Origin of the sequence: Nocardia sp. NPDC005746 (assembly GCF_040630785.1) — a bacterium.
Lineage (GTDB): Bacteria > Actinomycetota > Actinomycetes > Mycobacteriales > Mycobacteriaceae > Nocardia.
Genome location: NZ_JBEXYE010000027.1, coordinates 15517 through 31813, shown reverse-complemented (window position 1 = coordinate 31813; position 16297 = coordinate 15517). Strand labels below are relative to the sequence as shown.

Annotated in this window: 15 protein-coding genes; 13 read left to right on the top strand and 2 right to left on the bottom strand. The window is 70.0% G+C overall.

Features of this window, described 5'->3' with window-relative positions:
* Positions 1 to 10 precede the first annotated feature (10 nt).
* From ABZ412_RS32770 to ABZ412_RS32715, 12 genes are all read left to right on the top strand, one after another.
* The gene (locus ABZ412_RS32770) at positions 11 to 886 is read left to right on the top strand and encodes a hypothetical protein (protein ID WP_357288143.1); all 876 of its coding nucleotides are present in this window, start codon (positions 11 to 13) and stop codon (positions 884 to 886) included.
* A gap of 8 nt (positions 887 to 894) precedes the next feature.
* Positions 895 to 1551, top strand: coding sequence for a hypothetical protein (locus ABZ412_RS32765; RefSeq protein ID WP_357288256.1), 657 nt, complete (start codon positions 895 to 897; stop codon positions 1549 to 1551).
* A 127-nt stretch (positions 1552 to 1678) separates the two neighbouring features.
* On the top strand, positions 1679 to 1969 hold the full coding sequence (locus ABZ412_RS32760; RefSeq protein ID WP_213556317.1) for a hypothetical protein: 291 nt from the start codon (positions 1679 to 1681) through the stop codon (positions 1967 to 1969).
* Entirely contained in the window at positions 1969 to 2280 is a 312-nt protein-coding gene (locus ABZ412_RS32755; protein WP_357083512.1) for a hypothetical protein, read from the top strand. Before ABZ412_RS32760 ends, ABZ412_RS32755 begins: the two co-directional genes overlap by 1 nt.
* A 67-nt stretch (positions 2281 to 2347) precedes the next feature.
* Positions 2348 to 3175: a hypothetical protein gene (locus ABZ412_RS32750; protein WP_357288141.1), complete on the top strand. Its 828-nt coding sequence runs from the start codon at positions 2348 to 2350 to the stop codon at positions 3173 to 3175.
* A gap of 64 nt (positions 3176 to 3239) precedes the next feature.
* Positions 3240 to 4709, top strand: coding sequence for a hypothetical protein (locus ABZ412_RS32745; RefSeq protein WP_357288138.1), 1470 nt, complete (start codon positions 3240 to 3242; stop codon positions 4707 to 4709).
* A complete protein-coding gene (locus ABZ412_RS32740) occupies positions 4706 to 6196 on the top strand; it encodes an SCO6880 family protein (RefSeq protein ID WP_357083503.1) in 1491 nt (496 codons plus the stop codon). The genes ABZ412_RS32745 and ABZ412_RS32740 overlap by 4 nt, the downstream gene beginning before the upstream one ends.
* 6 nt (positions 6197 to 6202) lie before the next feature.
* Positions 6203 to 9559, top strand: a complete 3357-nt coding sequence (locus tag ABZ412_RS32735; protein WP_357288135.1) for a hypothetical protein — start codon at positions 6203 to 6205, stop codon at positions 9557 to 9559.
* Positions 9556 to 9864, top strand: a complete 309-nt coding sequence (locus ABZ412_RS32730; protein WP_357100470.1) for a transposase — start codon at positions 9556 to 9558, stop codon at positions 9862 to 9864. Before ABZ412_RS32735 ends, ABZ412_RS32730 begins: the two co-directional genes overlap by 4 nt.
* 128 nt (positions 9865 to 9992) lie before the next feature.
* Positions 9993 to 10529 carry a hypothetical protein gene (locus tag ABZ412_RS32725; RefSeq protein WP_357288253.1) on the top strand — a complete coding sequence of 179 codons (537 nt, stop codon included), beginning with the start codon at positions 9993 to 9995 and terminating at the stop codon, positions 10527 to 10529.
* Between the two features lie 37 nt (positions 10530 to 10566).
* Positions 10567 to 12468, top strand: coding sequence for a TraM recognition domain-containing protein (locus tag ABZ412_RS32720; RefSeq protein ID WP_357288133.1), 1902 nt, complete (start codon positions 10567 to 10569; stop codon positions 12466 to 12468).
* Complete coding sequence (locus ABZ412_RS32715; protein ID WP_357288131.1) at positions 12465 to 12902, top strand: DUF4913 domain-containing protein; 438 nt, start codon at positions 12465 to 12467, stop codon at positions 12900 to 12902. The genes ABZ412_RS32720 and ABZ412_RS32715 overlap by 4 nt, the downstream gene beginning before the upstream one ends.
* Positions 12903 to 12978: 76 nt before the next feature.
* On the opposite strand, the gene ABZ412_RS32710 is transcribed toward ABZ412_RS32715, so the two are convergent.
* Both ABZ412_RS32710 and ABZ412_RS32705 read right to left on the bottom strand, forming a co-directional pair.
* Positions 12979 to 13542: a hypothetical protein gene (locus ABZ412_RS32710; protein ID WP_357288128.1), complete on the bottom strand. Its 564-nt coding sequence runs from the start codon at positions 13540 to 13542 to the stop codon at positions 12979 to 12981.
* A 399-nt stretch (positions 13543 to 13941) separates the two neighbouring features.
* A complete protein-coding gene (locus ABZ412_RS32705) occupies positions 13942 to 14802 on the bottom strand; it encodes a peptidylprolyl isomerase (RefSeq protein WP_357288125.1) in 861 nt (286 codons plus the stop codon).
* 187 nt (positions 14803 to 14989) lie between these two features.
* On the opposite strand from ABZ412_RS32705, the gene hisS reads away from it, so the two are divergent.
* Positions 14990 to 16270 (top strand): histidine--tRNA ligase, encoded by a 1281-nt coding sequence (gene hisS / locus ABZ412_RS32700; RefSeq protein ID WP_357288122.1) that lies wholly within the window; start codon positions 14990 to 14992, stop codon positions 16268 to 16270.
* The last annotated feature ends 27 nt before the right edge of the window (positions 16271 to 16297 follow it).

Below are 16297 nucleotides of genomic sequence, written 5' to 3'. Positions count from 1 at the left end.
AGCGGAGACAATGGATCAGGACTGGAGCCGCTGGCTCGACGATGTGCCCGAAGTGGGCGAATCGTCGGGTCGTGCCGCGCGTTCCAAGACTCCGGTGGTGCGCTTGCGCAAGCGCCGTGGCGATTCCGGCGAGTCCGGACCCGCCCCGCGCCCGATTCTGGTGGTGGGAGGCTGCGGTGGTGCCGGGACGACGACCACCGCGCTCGGCATCGCGGGGGAGCTGGGCGCCGCCGGTGACCGAACCGTGGCCGTGGACGGCACTTTCGCGGGCAGCGACCTAGCGCTGCGGGGCGCTGACGAGCATCTGAGCCCGATCAGCCTGCAGGCCTGGCTCTACGGCCGCGGCGACGACGAGCCCGCGCCGCTCAAGGAGTGCCTCTCGCGGGCGACATCCGGAATCGGGTTGCTGTGGCGCGATCCCGCGCCGCTGCGCCGCCGCGCCACCTACCTGACCGTCGCCCGCGCCCTCGGGGAGTCCGGGTACACCCCGGTTTACGACGGCGGCAATCCGATCGCCAGCCGGCACCTGCGCCCGCTGCTCGAAGACGCCGATATCGCACTGGTGCTGGCGATTCCGGCGCGCGTGGACGCCGCCAACCGGCTGCGCGTCACCCTGGAGTGGCTCGACGATCAGTTCGGCGGGCAGGGCGAGGGCCCCGGCGACGGAATTGTCGGCGACACCACGATCGTCGTCTCACATCAGTTGCCGGGCAGCGATTCTCGAATCGCTGAACATTTGCGCGAGCATCTGGACGGTTGGGTGAACGAGGTCGTCGAGATACCCTATGACGCACACCTCGCGCGGGGGGAGCTGGTGCGGCACAGCGAGCTGGCCGCCGAGACACGCCGCGCGTATCGCCGCCTGCTTGCTGGAGTGGCATCATGACCGCAGCCATGAAGGAACGCCGATCCGCCGACCGGAACATCGATTCAGGGGCCGCTTTCGCGGCCGGTGTGGTGCCACCGCCGGAAGCCCGCCGCGCACCCCTGTGGGACCGACCCGTACCCGGTGGCGGCCGGGCGCCGCTGGTGTGGCTGCTCGGCGTGCACGGGGGCGCGGGTGCGACCACGCTCGCGCATGTGCTTGCGCCGGCGGCGGATTCGTACCGGCGCTGGCCCGGCGTCTACGAACGGGAGTCCCCGTTCGTGGTGCTGGTGGCCCGCGAGACCATCGCCGGGCTCACCCGCGCCCACGACCTGCTGCGCCAGCATCACGCCGGACTGGCCGGTCCGTGTGAGGTGCTGGGGCTGATCACCGTGGCCGCGCGCCCGGGCCGGATGCCCGCCGAGATCCGCCGCTACCGCGACGTGGTCGGTTCGCTGGCCGGTCAGGTGTGGCAGCTGCCCTGGCACGAGGAGTGGACGCTGGTCGAAGCCGACCAGTTGCCCGTCTGGTCGCCCGGCGACCCGCCGCCGGTGCAGCGCAAGCGCAAACCCGATCCGTTGGAAGAGGTTACGCAGGCTGTGCGGGACCTGGGCGCGGGCATCGTGGCCGCCGCCCAGGACGCGCTCGACTCCCCCCGTGACGTGTTCACGGACCGGGGGGAGTGATCATGAACACCCTTGGATTGCATTGTGCTGGAAAGATTTCCGAAGTAGGCGCCGCCTCCGGTTGGACGGCGGGGCCGGTGATCGGCGAGATTGTTACTAGCAGTTCGCTTTTGGAGAAGGACAGACAATGAGCATGCTCCTCGCCGTACATGACGCGTACGGTCAGATCCTCGCCCAGGTCGGTAACCCGACCCCCGAGGCGCCGCCCGCGTCGGACAAGTTGCTGAAACTGGTTCGGTACTTCACCTGGTTCGTACTTTTGTCGGGAATCCTGGGCATCACCTACGCCGGTGGCCGGTTCGCCTGGGAGAAGTGGACGGGAGGCGGTTTGGAGTCCCCGAAGATGGTGGCCGGCGCGATGATCGGAGGCATCGTCGCGACCAGCGCGGGCACGATCATGAACGCAGTGATCACCTAATGCCCGCCGCGCTGGTGCCACAGGCCCTGCATGCCGCGCTCTCCACCCGCGCGGACGCGGTGGCCGTGCTGGCCTACAAACAGATGCCGGCCGATGTGCTCCGGCCGATGATGCAGCTCATCGACTGGCTGCTGTGGTGCGTCCTGCTGTTCTGCCTGGCCTGGATGATCCTGGCCGCGGGCCGGCTGTGGTACGCGTTCCGCGGCGACCTGGCGGCCAACGAGGCGACGCACGGGGTGGTGATGAGCCTGCTGGGCGCGATCATGGCGACCTCGGCCAGCGGCATCGCGCTGGCCCTGCTGCCGACCTGAGGGGCCGGTCGGCTGAATTGACCACCCGCACACATGCTCTTGTCAACGACACCGTGGAGGCACTGCGATGAGCGAGAAGGAGTCGCCCGAGCGCGACGGCGTCTCGTTCGGCGTGATCGCCTCGGCCGCCCTGGTGGCGGTCATCCTGATCGCCGGTCTGGTGGTCTATTTCGGGCACGGCGACGCCAAGCCCAGCGCCAAACCCGACCCCGGCGCGACGCCGGCGACCTCGGACACCGGCGCCACCGGATTCGCCTCACCCGAGGTGGATCTGTTCGGCCGCCGCATCGACATCCCCAACAACACGGCGGGCCAGCCCCTGCCGCAGGTACCCGGCAAACAGCGCAAGGCCACCGACACCGACTGGCTGACCGCGGCCCCGCTGGGCATCACCGATCCGCACGGCTGGCAGCGGGTGTACGGGGCGTCGGTCCCCTTCTCCACCTCCGACGGCCCGGCTCGCCTGGAAAACGGCCTGGCCGTGGGTTATTCGCACACCCCGCAGGGCGCGGCCCTGGCGGCGGCGCAGATCACCTACCGGCTCAACGCCCGGCCCGCGGACCGGGAGCTGTACGTGCGGCAGGTCCGTGTGCCCGCCGAACAGCTCACCGCCTACGACCAGGCGCTGGCCGATCAGCGGCTGCCGAAACAGCAGCCCGAGAAGGTGACCCGCTACCTGGTCGCCCCCGACGGCTTCCAGGTCGAGAACTACGCCGACGACATGGCCATCGTGCGGCTGGCCGCGCGCGGGCCCGTCGTCGACGGCCGGCAGTTGTGGGCGGCGGTGCGCCTGATCATGGTCTGGGACGCCGGAGACTGGCGGCTCAAGCCCTCCACGTCGCGGACTTCGCAGACCGAGTACGTGGATTCGCTGGCGGGGTGGACCCGTTGGTGACGACAACAGCTCCACAGGTGACAGAAGAAGATATGGCATCGCGACCCATCGAGAGGTGGACCACATGCTGAGGCGGCTAGTCACGATTCTCGCGGTCGTATTCACCGTCATGATCGCGACCCCGACGGTGGCCTACGGCCAGACCTACGGTTTCGACCAGGCCTGCAACGAATTACACGACTCCCTCGACGGACTGGGCGTGCCCGGCATCTCGCTCGGCGACGCGGCCTCGGCCGCGTGCAAGGCCGGCAATGTCGCCACCCACCCGAACGAGGTGGCCAACACCGTGCGCGACAAGGCGTGGGACTCCACCTTCGGCAAGGTCGTGGACTCGCTGATGAGTGGTCTCGGTGAGGCGCTGATCCTGGCGCTCACGTTCTGGATGAAAATCCCGAACGAGAGAGTCAGCGACGCCGGAACGCTATTCACCAAGATCAACGACTACACCTATCAAGTCCAGATCCTGTTCTTGATGACCTCGGTGATACTCACCGGCCTGAAACTGGCGCGAGCCAGACGCGGGGCCGCGGTCGACCAGGCCACGGACTCGTTCTGGATGTTCGCCCGCGTGGTGTTCAGCTCCTGGATGCTGGGCGCGGTGATCGTGGCCGCCACCCAGGCCTCGGACAAGTTCTCCGAGTGGGTGATCAACGACTCCACCAACGGCAATGCCAAGAACATGGCCGAGCTGATGGTGAAAACCTCCAAGCTGCAGGCGTTCTCGCCGGGTCTGGTGCTGATCATCGCCATCGTCGGTCTGCTCGGGGCGCTCGCGCAGATCGTGCTGGCCATCGTGCGCCAGGGCATGCTGGTGGTCGCGGCGGGCGTGCTGCCGCTGGCCGCCGCGGGTTCGGGCACCGGCATCGGAATGTCGTCGTACAACAAGCTGATTCGCTGGATCATCGCGTTCATGCTGTACAAGCCGGTGGCCGCGATCGTCTACATGATCGCCTTCACCACCGCGGGCGTCACCGACGACCGCACCGGCACGGCGAACCTGCCCGACGCCGACGAGGCCCAGCGCATGCTGGTCGCCATCGTGCTGCTGGGCACCGTGGCGTTCGTGCTGCCCGCGCTCATGCGCCTGGCGACCGCGGGCGAGGTGGCCATCGTCGGTTCCGGCGGTTCGGGTCTGGCCGCCACCACCGGCACCCTGGTCGGTATCGCGGCGCTCGGCGCGGTCGGCTCGCGCGCGGTGGCCCCGCGCGGGGTCGCGGGTCCGGGCGCGGCCGGATATGTCGGCGGCGGCCGGGGCGGACGGCCCCGGCCCGGTCCCGGCGGCGGCCCGGGCGGCGGCGCGCCGCGCCCGACCCCGCCGCCGCGTCCCGCCGGTGGCGGCGCGGCCGCGAGTCCTGCGGCCCAAGGGGGCGGCGGCGCAGTACCGTCAGGCGCGTCCGCGGTGGCGAGCCGGGTCGCGCAGGCCCGGGCGGCGACCGCCTCGCTGGGCAAGGCCGAATCGACCGCGGGCGACGTCGCCGGTGACCGCTGGGCCAACCGTGCACCCGACCTCGGCAGGAGCACCATCCCGCGATGACGATGACCGACACCTACGAGCGGCGCTCGTACGGACTGTGGCAGAAGCCCCGCAGCGCCGGCCTTTTCGGCCTGCGCTGGGGCGAGACCGTGGTCGGATTCGCCGTCGTCATCACGGCGCTGCTGACGGCGCTGGTGGCCGGTCCGCAACCGGCCGCCGTGGTGGCGGGCATCGGCACGGTCGTGATGGTTCCACTGGTGTGGCGGACGGGGGGCCGCTCCGGCTACGAGAACGGATTGATGATGTTCCATTGGTTGCGCGGCCGGTCCAAGGGCGAGCACGTGTACCGGGGCGGGCGCTTCTCGCGGATCCCGGGCGGCGTCACCCGGCTGCCCGGGCTGATGGCCCCGTCGCGCCTGTACGAAGGCATCGACGCGGGCGGCTACAGCTTCGGCATGATCCACCTACCGCAGTTCGCCCAGTACACGGTCGTGCTGCGGGCCTGGCCGCAGGGCCACGAGGCCGTCGACCAGCCGGTCATCGACCGCTGGGTCGGCGCGTGGGGCACCTTCCTGGCCTCGCTGGGCCAGACCTCCGACATCGTGGCGGTGGTGCCGGTCATCGACACCGTGCCCGAGACCGGAAACCGTTTGCTCACCGAGGTTTCCGCCATCACCCGGCCCGAGGCCCCCGATCTGGCCCAGCAGGTCATGTACGAGCTGGCCACCGAACTGCCGCAGGAACGGGTGCAGTTGCTGCCGCGGGTGGCCATCACCTTCAAGGCGACCACCGCGGAGCGGCGCAAGAATCCGGCGGAGGAGGCGGTCGAGATCGGCCGCCGCCTGCCCGGCATCTGCGCGGCGCTGGCCGAGGCGGGCGTGCGCTGCCAGCCCATGGCCGCCGACGACATCATCTCCTTCATCCGCCGCAGCTACGACCCGGCCGCGCAGGCCGACCTCGAGGTGGCCGCGGGCGAACCCGGTGGGCACGGCCTGGATTGGGCCGATGCCGGACCGGTCTCGCACGAGGAGCGCTGGGACCATTTCATCCACGACGGCGGCCGCTCGGTCACCTGGGAGATGGACACCGCCCCCGAGGGCGCGGTCGACGAACGCGTGCTGCAGCGGCTGCTCGCGCCGAATCCGGAGGTGCCGCGCAAGCGGATCACCATCGTCTACCGCCCGCACTCGGCCGGTGACGCCGCCCAGATCGTGGACGACGACTACAAGAACGCCCTCGTCGCACAGCAATCCGAGCGCGGCGTCGTGTCCGCCGCCGCCACCCTGCGGGTCGGCGCCACCCAGCAGGCCCGCGAGGAGCAGGCCCGCGGCCACGGCGTCACCCGATTCGGCGCGCTGGTCACCATCACCGAACCGCTGCGCGGCGACCTGCCCCGCATCGAGTCCATCACCCGGGACCTGTCCACCCAGGCCCGCTTGAAGATCCGCCGCTGCTACCGCTATCAGGCCGCGGCCTTCGCGGCCTCCCTCGGCTGCGGGGTGATCCTCCCCGAACACGCCACCATCCCGAAAGCACTCGCGGGGTAACCCACCATGTCACGTGACCTCGACCCGCCCGTCCGCGAACGCGACGCCGCGCCACCCCCTGCGCGTCGCGGCTCGCGGCGGGAGCAGGCGCCCGCCGACGCTTACGACGACGCGGACCCCTACCCGCCCACCGGCTCCCGCGTCATGCGCGACGAGCACCGCCCCCGCCGCGGCACCCTCCCGGACCGCCGCATGCTCCGCCGCGACACTCCGATCGACTACTCGGCGGAGTTCGCGGACACCGCGGCGCGGTCCGGTGCCGACGGAGACGCCGGCGAGGCGCGCCGCGCCGACACCGGGGCCTGGGACAACGCGGCTCTCGGTGCACGACAGGACGATCCGGTCCGGGGCTCGGAGCCCGGAGTCCCCGGCCGGGGGCCCGGGGACTCGGAGTCCCACTCGACCAGCGGCCGGGCGTCGGCCGATCGTGCCGAATCGGTCATTCCCGCACCCGGTCTCGGCGATCGCGCCGGGGAAACGGGTGTGTCGGCGGGCCGCGGTGAGTTCGAGCCGGGCGGCGTGCGCGCGGAGGCAGGTCGTCCGGGCCCGGGGGAATCCCGGACGGCAACGGTGACCCGTGGCGCGCAGGAGGCTGCCGGAGCGGTCGAAGCGACCGGTCGCGATGACATCGCCGTAGCACGGAGCGGTACGTCGCCGAAGCGGCGGCTTCCGGCTCTGCCCGCCCTCGAACCCGGTGGCGAGAACACCGATTCGAGTGCGGCCCTCGGTGACAGCCGCGCGTCCGAGACGTCCTCGCGTGACGCTGCTTCCCGTGGGCGCGAGCTCGCGGTGCGCGACGCGCCGGATCCGGGTGCTGCTGTGCAAGGCGGCGCGGGCTCCGTGGCCGCGGAGCGCGGGCGGGCACGCGGGCCGGAACGAACCGAGGGGGATCGCATGGAGCGCAAGCGGACTCGTGAGGTCGAGCCCGGCCGCGGCACCGCGCGCCGCGCGGAGACCGGCGAGCGTCCACAGCGTGAACGTCCCGGCGACGAAGATCCCCGGCGCTCCCGGCGCGCTGCCGAGAGCGGTGACGGGCGTGACCGCCGGAGCGCCGCGAGTGACTCCGCGCGTGGACGGCGCGACGGCGACGGGCGCAGCGGCCGTGACCGACGTGAGGGCGAGGGACACCCCGGCCGTGAACGTCGCGGCGTGGAAGGCGAACTCGGGCGTGAACGTCGGCGTGCCGACGGAGATCCCGGACGTGACCGCCGCAACGCCGACGGACACCGCACGGCCGAAGCTCACCGCGGCGCCGACGGCCACCGCCGCGGCGAAGGTGACCTCCCGCGCGAGCGGCGCGCCACCGGCGACCGGGACGCGCGGCGCGGTGACGGCGAGCGGGATGCGCGGCGCGGCAGCGGGTCCGAAGGACGCGGCCGGGCGACCGACGCGGATCGGGTGCATCTGGGCGGCCGCACCGGAACTCCCGGGCGAACGCGATCGGCGCGGCCCGAGAGCGACGCGGGGGAGCGGCCGGCGCGCAACCGGCCCACGCGCAATGGCCGCCCCGAGCGGTCCACCGCGGAGGAGCGCGGGCGCGGCGGACTCCGGAAGAACAAGCGGGACAAGGACCTCGATCAGGCCGAGCGGGAGGCGGCGGCCAAGCGGGCCGCGGCGCGCAAGGCGGCGGCCAAGAAGAAGCAGTCCGGACCCAAGCTGCTCGACGACACCCAGCGGGCCAAGCTGGAGGTGACCGCGCGGGAGGGCAACGGGATCAAGGCGGCCTGGGCCACCTTCCGGCTGCACACCGACGACCTGCGGCGGCGCAACTTCGCGGCGCGGGCCGAGCGCATCGAGTACGGCAGCTTCGACGAATTCGACCGGACCACCGCGCAACTCACCGATCGCGGGTACATCGGCGCGGGCGGCGGGCGGATGAACGTGGTCGGCCGTCCCGTCGAGTATCGCGCCACCACCGCGCAGGTCGCGGGCCTGTGGCCGTGGTCGGTCGGCGCGGGCGCGCCGCTCATCGGCACCCCGCTGGGCTCGCACCTGCACACCGGCGCTCCGGTCTGCTTCGACCCGATGAACTGGTTCATGCGCGGCAGTTTCATCACCGCGCCCAGCCTGTTCGTCCTGGGCCTCAACGGTTTCGGCAAGTCCTCGCTGGTGCGCCGGATCGTGCTCGGCGGTGTCGCGCAGGGCATCACGCCGCTGGTGCTGGCCGACGTCAAGCCCGACTACCGCAAGCTGGTGGAGCTGGTCGGCGGTCAGGTCATCGATCTGGGCTACGGGCACGGCAAGCTGAACCCGCTCGCCGCGGGCGTGCTGGGCTCGATCGTGCCGCGGCTCGACGACTTTCCCGAACTCCAGACGCAGGTCATGCAGGAGATGCGGGCCCGCCAGGTCACCCTGGTCGCCGGTTTGGTGGAGCTGGTGCGCGGCGAGCGCGTGCGCGACTTCGAGGAGACCCTGATCTCGACCGGTCTGCGCATCCTCTACCGCGACGGCAGTACCTTCACCCCCGAGAATCCGCCGATCATGGAGGATCTCCTGGATGTGGTGGTCGCCGGCGGCGACGAACTGCGCCTGGACGCGGGCGCGGACGATATCGAGGAGTACGCGGACGCCATCAAGGAACTGCGTCGCTCCCTGCGCGCACTGACCCAGGGCCCGTTCGGCGCGATCTTCAACGGCCAGACCACGACTCCCATCGACACCGGCGCGACCGCGGTCTGCATCGACGTCTCCCACATCCCCACCGGCGACAAGAAGCTCAAGGCCGCGGTCATGCTGGCCTGCTGGGCCGACGGTTTCGCCTCGGTGGAGGCGGCGCACGTGCTGGCCGACGCCGACCTGGGCCCGCAACGCTACTTCCAGGTCGTGATGGACGAGCTGTGGCAGGTGCTGGGCCTGGGCGACTTCATGGTCGACCGCGTCGACGAGCTCACCCGTCTGCAGCGCGGCATCGCCACCTCGCTGATCATGATCAGCCACACCATCAAGGACCTGCAGGCGCTGGGTTCCGAGGCCGCCATCGCCAAGGCGCTCGGCTTCCTGGAACGGGCCCGCGCCAAGATCTTCGGCGCGCTGCCGGCCGAGGAGATCGCACGGCTGGACTCCACCGTGCCGTTCACCTCCGCCGAGGAGGACATGGTGACCAGCTGGTCCGCGCCGCAGGCGCTCACCGGTGAGGCGCTCAAGCCGGGCCAGCAACGCCCGCCCGCGCCCGGCACCGGCAAGTTCCTGCTCAAGATCGGCGAGGACCGCCGCCCCGGCATCCCGTTCCAGATGGAGTTCACGCTCTCCGAGCGGGAGAGCGGAATCCACGACACCAACCAGCGTTTCAGCGAATTCACCGAGACCACCGCCACGCGCGGCGCGGGCACGGAGTCCGGCTCGGACGAGGGGAGCGCCGCATGATGCCGCACCGGTCGTATCGAAGAGTGTCGCCGGAGGTCCGGCAGGCCGCGGTCGAACAGGTCATCGCGCTGACCGGCAAGCTGCGCTCGGAATCCGAGGCATGCCGGGTGGTGGCCGAACAGATCGGCGTGCACACCAATTCGGTGCGCAATTGGGTGCGCGCCGCCGAGACCCCCGGCCTCGAGCGCATGGACGCGGTCGCGCTGCGCCGCAAGGTGGCGCTGCTGCAACAACAGCTGGCCGCGGCCGCGGAGATGAATCGCTCGCTGGTGGAAACCCTCCACGACGCCAAGCGCGGCACATGAGCCGCTGCCGCGACGAAGACCCGAACGGCCGCAACGGGGCTGGACACGCCGAGCACCGAAACCGGCTGGTATGGCGCGCGCGCCGGACCCGGAGACTAGCCTGGAAGGGTGGTCCGATTGGGGTGGTGATGCTGGTGGTGAGCGTCACGATGCTGGCCACCGCCTGTTCCGGCGGCGGCTCGAACGGCGGCGGCTCGAATCCGCCTGCCGGGCAAGCACCCACGACCACCACCCGGTTGCTGGAGGTCGCGCCCGCGCCCGACCCCACCACCCCCGACGGGGTCGCGGTGGCGGCGCTGCAGCAGATCTACACCTGGTACCCGGCCACCGAATCCGAGGGCGACGCACTGCGACGCGCTCGGAAATGGCTGGGCCCCACCCTGATCCGCACCTTGGACAATCCGTCCACCGCCGTGGACACACCGCGCCCGACGCTGCGGTGGGCCGAATGGGCCAAGGAGAACGCGCACGTCGAGGCGTTCGCGTTCGCCTCCGGCGAGAAGGCGCCCGCGGGCGCCGACCCGAACCGGCAGCAGTACAAGATCGGTATCGAGCAGACGGTCGTCCACCCGGACGGCAGGCGGGAAAAGCTACCCCCGGCCACGGTCGTCGCCACCGTCGTGCGTGGCCCCGACGGTAGCTGGTTGCTGGACGAATTCCGTTGAGTGGCAACGACTCACAGGTCATCCCAGGAGGATAGAGATGGCGAAGACACCGGTGCAGGACCCGGCCGATCCGGGTCCAGACCGCACCCTGCACCTCGTGTACGCGGGTTTCTATATCTTCGGAACCCTGTGGCTGGCAGTACAACTGGGCAATCTGCTCAGCTCCCCGCGCCAGAACCTGCCGATCAACCCGATCGCCATCGTCGTCAACCTGATCAAGGGCCAGGTGCGCTGGCCCACAGCCGCCACGGTCATCGTGGTGCTGGTGGTCGCCGGGACGGCGGGCTGGGTGTTCTACAAGCGCCACCGCGCCGAGACCTCGAAGAAGGGCCGCCTGGCCATCGACGACAAGGCCGACCACATGGGGTCCGGCGGCGCGATCAAGGCGCTCACCCTGGCCGGGGTGCGGGAGAAGGCCGGGAAGATGGGCGTCCCGCTGCACACCCACCTCACCGGCGACAAGGTCATCCCCGGATCGCTCATGCGGCCGGGAGACGCACTGGTGCCGGGCATTCCGATCGGCATGTCGGTCGCCGACGGCGAGATGATGTACGGCTCCTACGAGGACCTGCAGGTCGACATCTGGGGACCGCGCCAGGGCAAGACCACCTCCCGGGTCATCCCGGCGGTGCTGGCCGCCATCGGCCCGGTGGTCGTCACCTCCAACAAGCGTGACGTCGTCGACGCTACCCGGGATGTGCGCGCGGGCAAGGGTTCCCCGATCTTCGTCTTCGATCCGCAAGGCGTGGCCCCGGATTCGCACGACTGGCAGGCCCAGCAGGAACCCCAGTGGTACTGGGATCCGCTGGCCTGGGTCGACGTGCACCGCCCCGGCGCCGAGGTGCGCGCGGTCAGCCTGGCCGGGCACTTCTCCGACGCCGAGGGCAGCCCCTCGGCGGGCGGCGGCGCCGACTCCTACTTCGACCCCGAAGCCGAGGACCTGCTCGCGGCGCTGTTCCTGGCCGCGGGCCTGGAGGGCAGCAATATCCTGCGCGCGTGGGAATGGGTGAACAACCCACTCGACACCACGCCCGTGGAAATCCTGCGCCGCAGTGCCAAGCACTACATGGCCGAGGGCCTGGCCGGGCAGTACAACCTCGACGTGCGTACCCGCGACGGCATCTTCGGTGGCGCGAAGGCCATGATCCGCTGCCTGAAACTGCCGCACATCCAGCCGTGGATCATCCCCAACGGCGGCCGCGAACCCTTCGACGAGCTCGCCTTCCTGGAGGGCAACGGCACCCTGTACTGCCTGTCCCTGGAAGGCCGGGGCTCGGCCGCGCCGCTGGTGAGCGCGCTGACCGCGGCGGTCATCGAGGTCGCCACCCACAAGGCGTCCCGCTCGCCCGGCGGCCGCCTGCCGGTGCCGCTGCTGGCCGCGCTCGACGAGGCCGCGAACGTGGTGCGCTGGAAGGATCTGCCGAAGCAGTACAGCCACTTCGGATCTCGCGGCATCGTGGTGATGACGGTGCTGCAGTCCTGGGCCCAGGGCGCGCGCTGCTGGGGACCCGACGGCATGGAAGCGCTCTGGGGCGCGGCCAATATCAAGGTGATCGGCAGCGGCATCGACGACATGGCCTTCCTGCAACAGCGCTCCGAGGCCATCGGCGACTACGACTCGATCGCGCAGTCGGTGTCGGAATCCAAGGGCGGCAAGAGCTATTCGCGTTCGCTGAGCTCCTCGCGCACCTTCAACGCGCACGCCCTGGCCACCCTGCCGCGCGGGCGCGCGATCCTGTTCTCCTCCGGCACACCGGCGGTGCTGTTGCGCACCGTCCCGTGGTGGGAGGGCGCCGACGCGGCCGCGGTGGAGCGTTCCATCGAGGCGCACGACCCGTCACCGACGAAGAAGACCACCATCGATGATCTGACCAGTCCCGCGCTGATCAAAGAGACAATCCCGGATGTCGCGGCTCCCAAGGAGGTCCGACCGCTGTGAGCGACGAGCAGCACCCCGACAATTTCCCCTTCGACGACTCCCGCGGCCGTCGTCCCGACGAGCCGCAGCGCATGGTCTACCAGAGCGTGGTCGAGTTCGTCGAGAACTACCTGAGTCTGGTGTACCGCCGGCAGGTGACCGACATCAGCGACACCGTGTGGTGTCCGGAATGGTGGAAGCACGCCGAGGCGGTCGCGCGACTGGATGCCATGTGGCGGGCGTGGGAACACTTCCGCCACGACGGCAAGACCGGACTGAGTGTGTGGTTCCTCGACCACGCCGACCCGCACATGGCGAAGCTGTTCGACCCCAAGGGCCCGTTCAAGTACTGCAGTGTGCGCAACGGGCACAAGGACATGCTGACGCCGCTGCCGTTGAAGTCGCCGCAGCAGGGCCTGTTCAGCAATCCCACCATGGGCGAGTTCCCGCTCTAGGCCCCGGAAACGGATCGTGGCGGATCGCAAGGCGATCCGCCACGGTACACATCACAACAGCCGAAACGACTGGTACTCAGACTCGTTCGCGCGAGCGGGCGCGTTCGCGCTCCCGCTCGTGGGCTTCTTGCTCGCGGACGCGACGCTGAGCCGCCTCCTGCTCGCGGATCCGCACGGCGTCCTGAGCGGACTGCGCCTGACCGACTTCCATCAGCATGCGCACCGATTGCAGTTCCGGCGAGATGCCCATGCGCGAAAGATGCTGGGCCAGAGCGGTTCGCCGCTCCACCGAGTCGTACCGGGCGCCACCGCGACCGGCCTGCTGCGCGGCCATGCGGGAGGCCTCGGTCGCCGCCGAGAAGCGATCCTTCTCGAGGGAGACGCCGCCGCGTTCGAGCGTGGGGCGCTCCAGGATTCGCGAGAGTTCACGGTTACGCGGATCGCGGGCCTTGGCATCGGCCGCCTCACGCAACCGGCGCTCACGGCCTTCCTTCTGGCGGGCCTCGGTGACCCTGACACGCGCTTCCGCTTCCTTCTGGCCACGTTCCCGGGTGCGCAGCGCGACAAGTGTCGCGAGCTGCAACATTTGCCTCATCATCGCCGCCGTCTCGCGGCCGATGTCGTCGAGTTCCTCGGCCATTGCCTGCTCCCCGATGCTGCAGTTGGATCACTATGGATGATGGTGCTTCGTCACGGACATCGCTACACGAACGGTGGTTGCGCATAGGTCGTCCCGCCTGCAAACGCGGACACCCGGAGAACATGGGGCAAAGCGGCGGCCCGAGTGGGGATTGCCCGTGGGCTTTACTTCGCCTTGGTACTCCGTTCTACGAGATTACCAGCGAAAACTCTGAAACCGCCGTACGCGCGCGTCGCGATCCAGCATATATCGCACAATTCCGGCAGGTGAGGGAAAACTCAGGATTTTCTTTGGTTAGGGAAGCCTTACGCGAGAGGTTCAACGGGACCTTCCCGAGACTTTCGCCGGAAAAGCAACGGCCCCGGCGCGATTCGCGCCGGGGCCGAAATACCATGCTGGTCAGTTGATTTGGACCGACTGGATGTTCACATCCATGGCCGGCTTGCCGTCCTGACCGCCGCCCGCGACGCCGCCCTTGGCGATCTTGTCGAGGGTGGCCAGCCCGGCCTCGTCGACCGTGCCGAAGATCGTGTACTGCGGCGGCAGTTGGGAATCGCCGTAGACCAGGAAGAACTGGCTGCCGTTGGTGCCCGGGCCGGCATTGGCCATGGCCAGCACACCGCGCTTGTACTCGACCGGGAACTGCGCGGCCTGATCGGTCGCCGCGTACTGGTCAGTCGGGTACTCGTTGTCGAATTCGTAACCGGGGCCGCCCATTCCGGTGCCGGACGGGTCGCCGCACTGCAGCACCTGCAGACCCTTACCGGTGGTCATGCGGTGGCAGCTGGTCGCGTCGAAGTACTTCTGCTTGGCCAGCGACTCGAAACTGTTGACCGTGCAGGGGGATTCGCCGGGATTCAGGGTCATGGAGATGGGGCCCTGATTGGTGTCCATGGTGGCCTTCACCTGACCGGCGGCGGTGATGTTGGCCGTGCCCGGCGCGCTCACCTGCTTGTCGGCGGGCTTCTGCGACGGACGGTACTCACAGCTCACCGAGGCCGGCTTGGCCTTCGCGGCCGGCGGGGGAGCGGCGGTCAGCGAGGCGTCGGGCGTCTCGGACGCCTTCGCACTGTTGCTGCTGTTGTCATCGCCCTTGGTCAGGAAGTAGATGCCGACACCGGCCGCCACGGCGACCACGACGCCCAGCGCCGACGCCGCGATGGTGAGCTGCTTGCGCTTGCGCGCGCGCTGGGCCCGGTTCTCGAGTTGACGCTCCAGCTTCCGTTTCGCCGCAGCGCGTCGCTGTTCATTGCTCGGCACTAACTGTCCCTCCGTGAACGGTCGGTATCTGATGTCTGTACAGACTTGGGCCGTCAGCACAAACGAGCCCGTCAGCCCAGCGGCCGCGGCAGACATTACCTGCATTCGCTGAGAAAAACCTACATATGAGGGCCGGGCCGGTAACCGGTTGGACTTGTCGCGCGGCCGTGGTGGAAACTTGACAATCGTGACCAAGACCAGCAGCTTCAGTGCCCCGAGGGGGGTCCCCGACTATCTGCCCCCCACCTCCGCGGAGTTCGCCGCCGTCCGTGACGGACTGGTGGAGACCGCGCGACTGGCCGGATACGGGCATGTCGAGCTGCCGGTTTTCGAGGAGACCGCCCTGTTCGCGCGCGGTGTGGGGGAGTCGACCGACGTCGTCTCCAAGGAGATGTGGACCTTCGCCGACCGCAACGGCGAGAGCTTCACCCTGCGCCCCGAGGGCACCGCGGGCGTCATGCGCGCGGTCATCCAGAACGGCCTCGACCGCGGCCCACTGCCGGTCAAGCTCTGCTACGCCGGGCCCTTCTTCCGCTACGAGCGCCCGCAGAAGGGCCGCTACCGGCAGTTGCAGCAGGTCGGCGTGGAGGCCATCGGAATCGACGACCCGGCCCTGGACGCCGAGGTGATCGCCATCGCCGACGCCGGGTTCCGCAACCTGGGCCTCGAGGGCTTCCGGCTCGAGATCACCTCGCTCGGCGACGAGACCTGCCGCCCGCAGTACCGGGACCTGCTGCAGGAATTCCTCATGAAGCTCCCGCTCGACGAGGAGACGCGCCGCCGGGCGCTGATCAACCCGCTGCGCGTGCTCGACGACAAGCGTCCCGAGGTCAAGGAGATGACCGCGGACGCGCCGCTCATGATCGACCACCTGTCCGAATCCGCCAAGACCCACTTCGAGCAGGTGCTCGGTTACCTCGACGCGCTCGGCGTGCCGTACGTGGTCAACCCGCGCATGGTGCGCGGCCTCGACTACTACACCAAGACCACCTTCGAATTCGTGCACGACGGGCTCGGCGCGCAATCCGGCATCGGCGGCGGCGGCCGCTACGACGGGCTGATGGCCGAACTCGGCGGGCAGGCGCTGTCGGGCATCGGCTACGGCATCGGCGTCGACCGCACCGTGCTCGCGCTCGAGGCCGAGGGCAAGACCGCCGTCCACACCCCGCGCGTGCAGGTCTTCGGCATCCCGCTCGGCGACGTCGCCAAGCAGCGCCTGGTGGTGCTGGCCGCCGACCTGCGCCAGGCCGGAATCCGCACCGACCTCGCCTACGGCGGGCGCGGCATGAAGGGCGCGATGAAGGCCGCCGACAAGTCCGGCGCCCGGCTCGCGCTGGTCCTGGGCGACCGCGAGGTCGCCGACGGCGAGATCGGGCTCAAGGACCTCGGCAGTGGCGAACAGCGGCAGATCCCGCTGGACGAGGCCGTCGTCCAGGTCGCGGCCGCTCTTGCGGGCGAACAGGACTGATCGCGTAGGCGGGACCCGGCAGTACCG

Coding starts and splice junctions, on each gene's coding strand:
- ABZ412_RS32740 (WP_357083503.1), top strand. CDS start 4,706: ATGACGATGACCGACACCTACGAGCGGCGCTCGTACGGACTGTGGCAG.
- ABZ412_RS32765 (WP_357288256.1), top strand. CDS start 895: ATGAAGGAACGCCGATCCGCCGACCGGAACATCGATTCAGGGGCCGCT.
- ABZ412_RS32710 (WP_357288128.1), bottom strand. CDS start 13,542: ATGGCCGAGGAACTCGACGACATCGGCCGCGAGACGGCGGCGATGATG.
- ABZ412_RS32755 (WP_357083512.1), top strand. CDS start 1,969: ATGCCCGCCGCGCTGGTGCCACAGGCCCTGCATGCCGCGCTCTCCACC.
- ABZ412_RS32770 (WP_357288143.1), top strand. CDS start 11: ATGGATCAGGACTGGAGCCGCTGGCTCGACGATGTGCCCGAAGTGGGC.
- ABZ412_RS32730 (WP_357100470.1), top strand. CDS start 9,556: ATGATGCCGCACCGGTCGTATCGAAGAGTGTCGCCGGAGGTCCGGCAG.
- ABZ412_RS32720 (WP_357288133.1), top strand. CDS start 10,567: ATGGCGAAGACACCGGTGCAGGACCCGGCCGATCCGGGTCCAGACCGC.
- ABZ412_RS32750 (WP_357288141.1), top strand. CDS start 2,348: ATGAGCGAGAAGGAGTCGCCCGAGCGCGACGGCGTCTCGTTCGGCGTG.
- ABZ412_RS32760 (WP_213556317.1), top strand. CDS start 1,679: ATGAGCATGCTCCTCGCCGTACATGACGCGTACGGTCAGATCCTCGCC.
- ABZ412_RS32735 (WP_357288135.1), top strand. CDS start 6,203: ATGTCACGTGACCTCGACCCGCCCGTCCGCGAACGCGACGCCGCGCCA.
- ABZ412_RS32745 (WP_357288138.1), top strand. CDS start 3,240: ATGCTGAGGCGGCTAGTCACGATTCTCGCGGTCGTATTCACCGTCATG.
- ABZ412_RS32725 (WP_357288253.1), top strand. CDS start 9,993: ATGCTGGTGGTGAGCGTCACGATGCTGGCCACCGCCTGTTCCGGCGGC.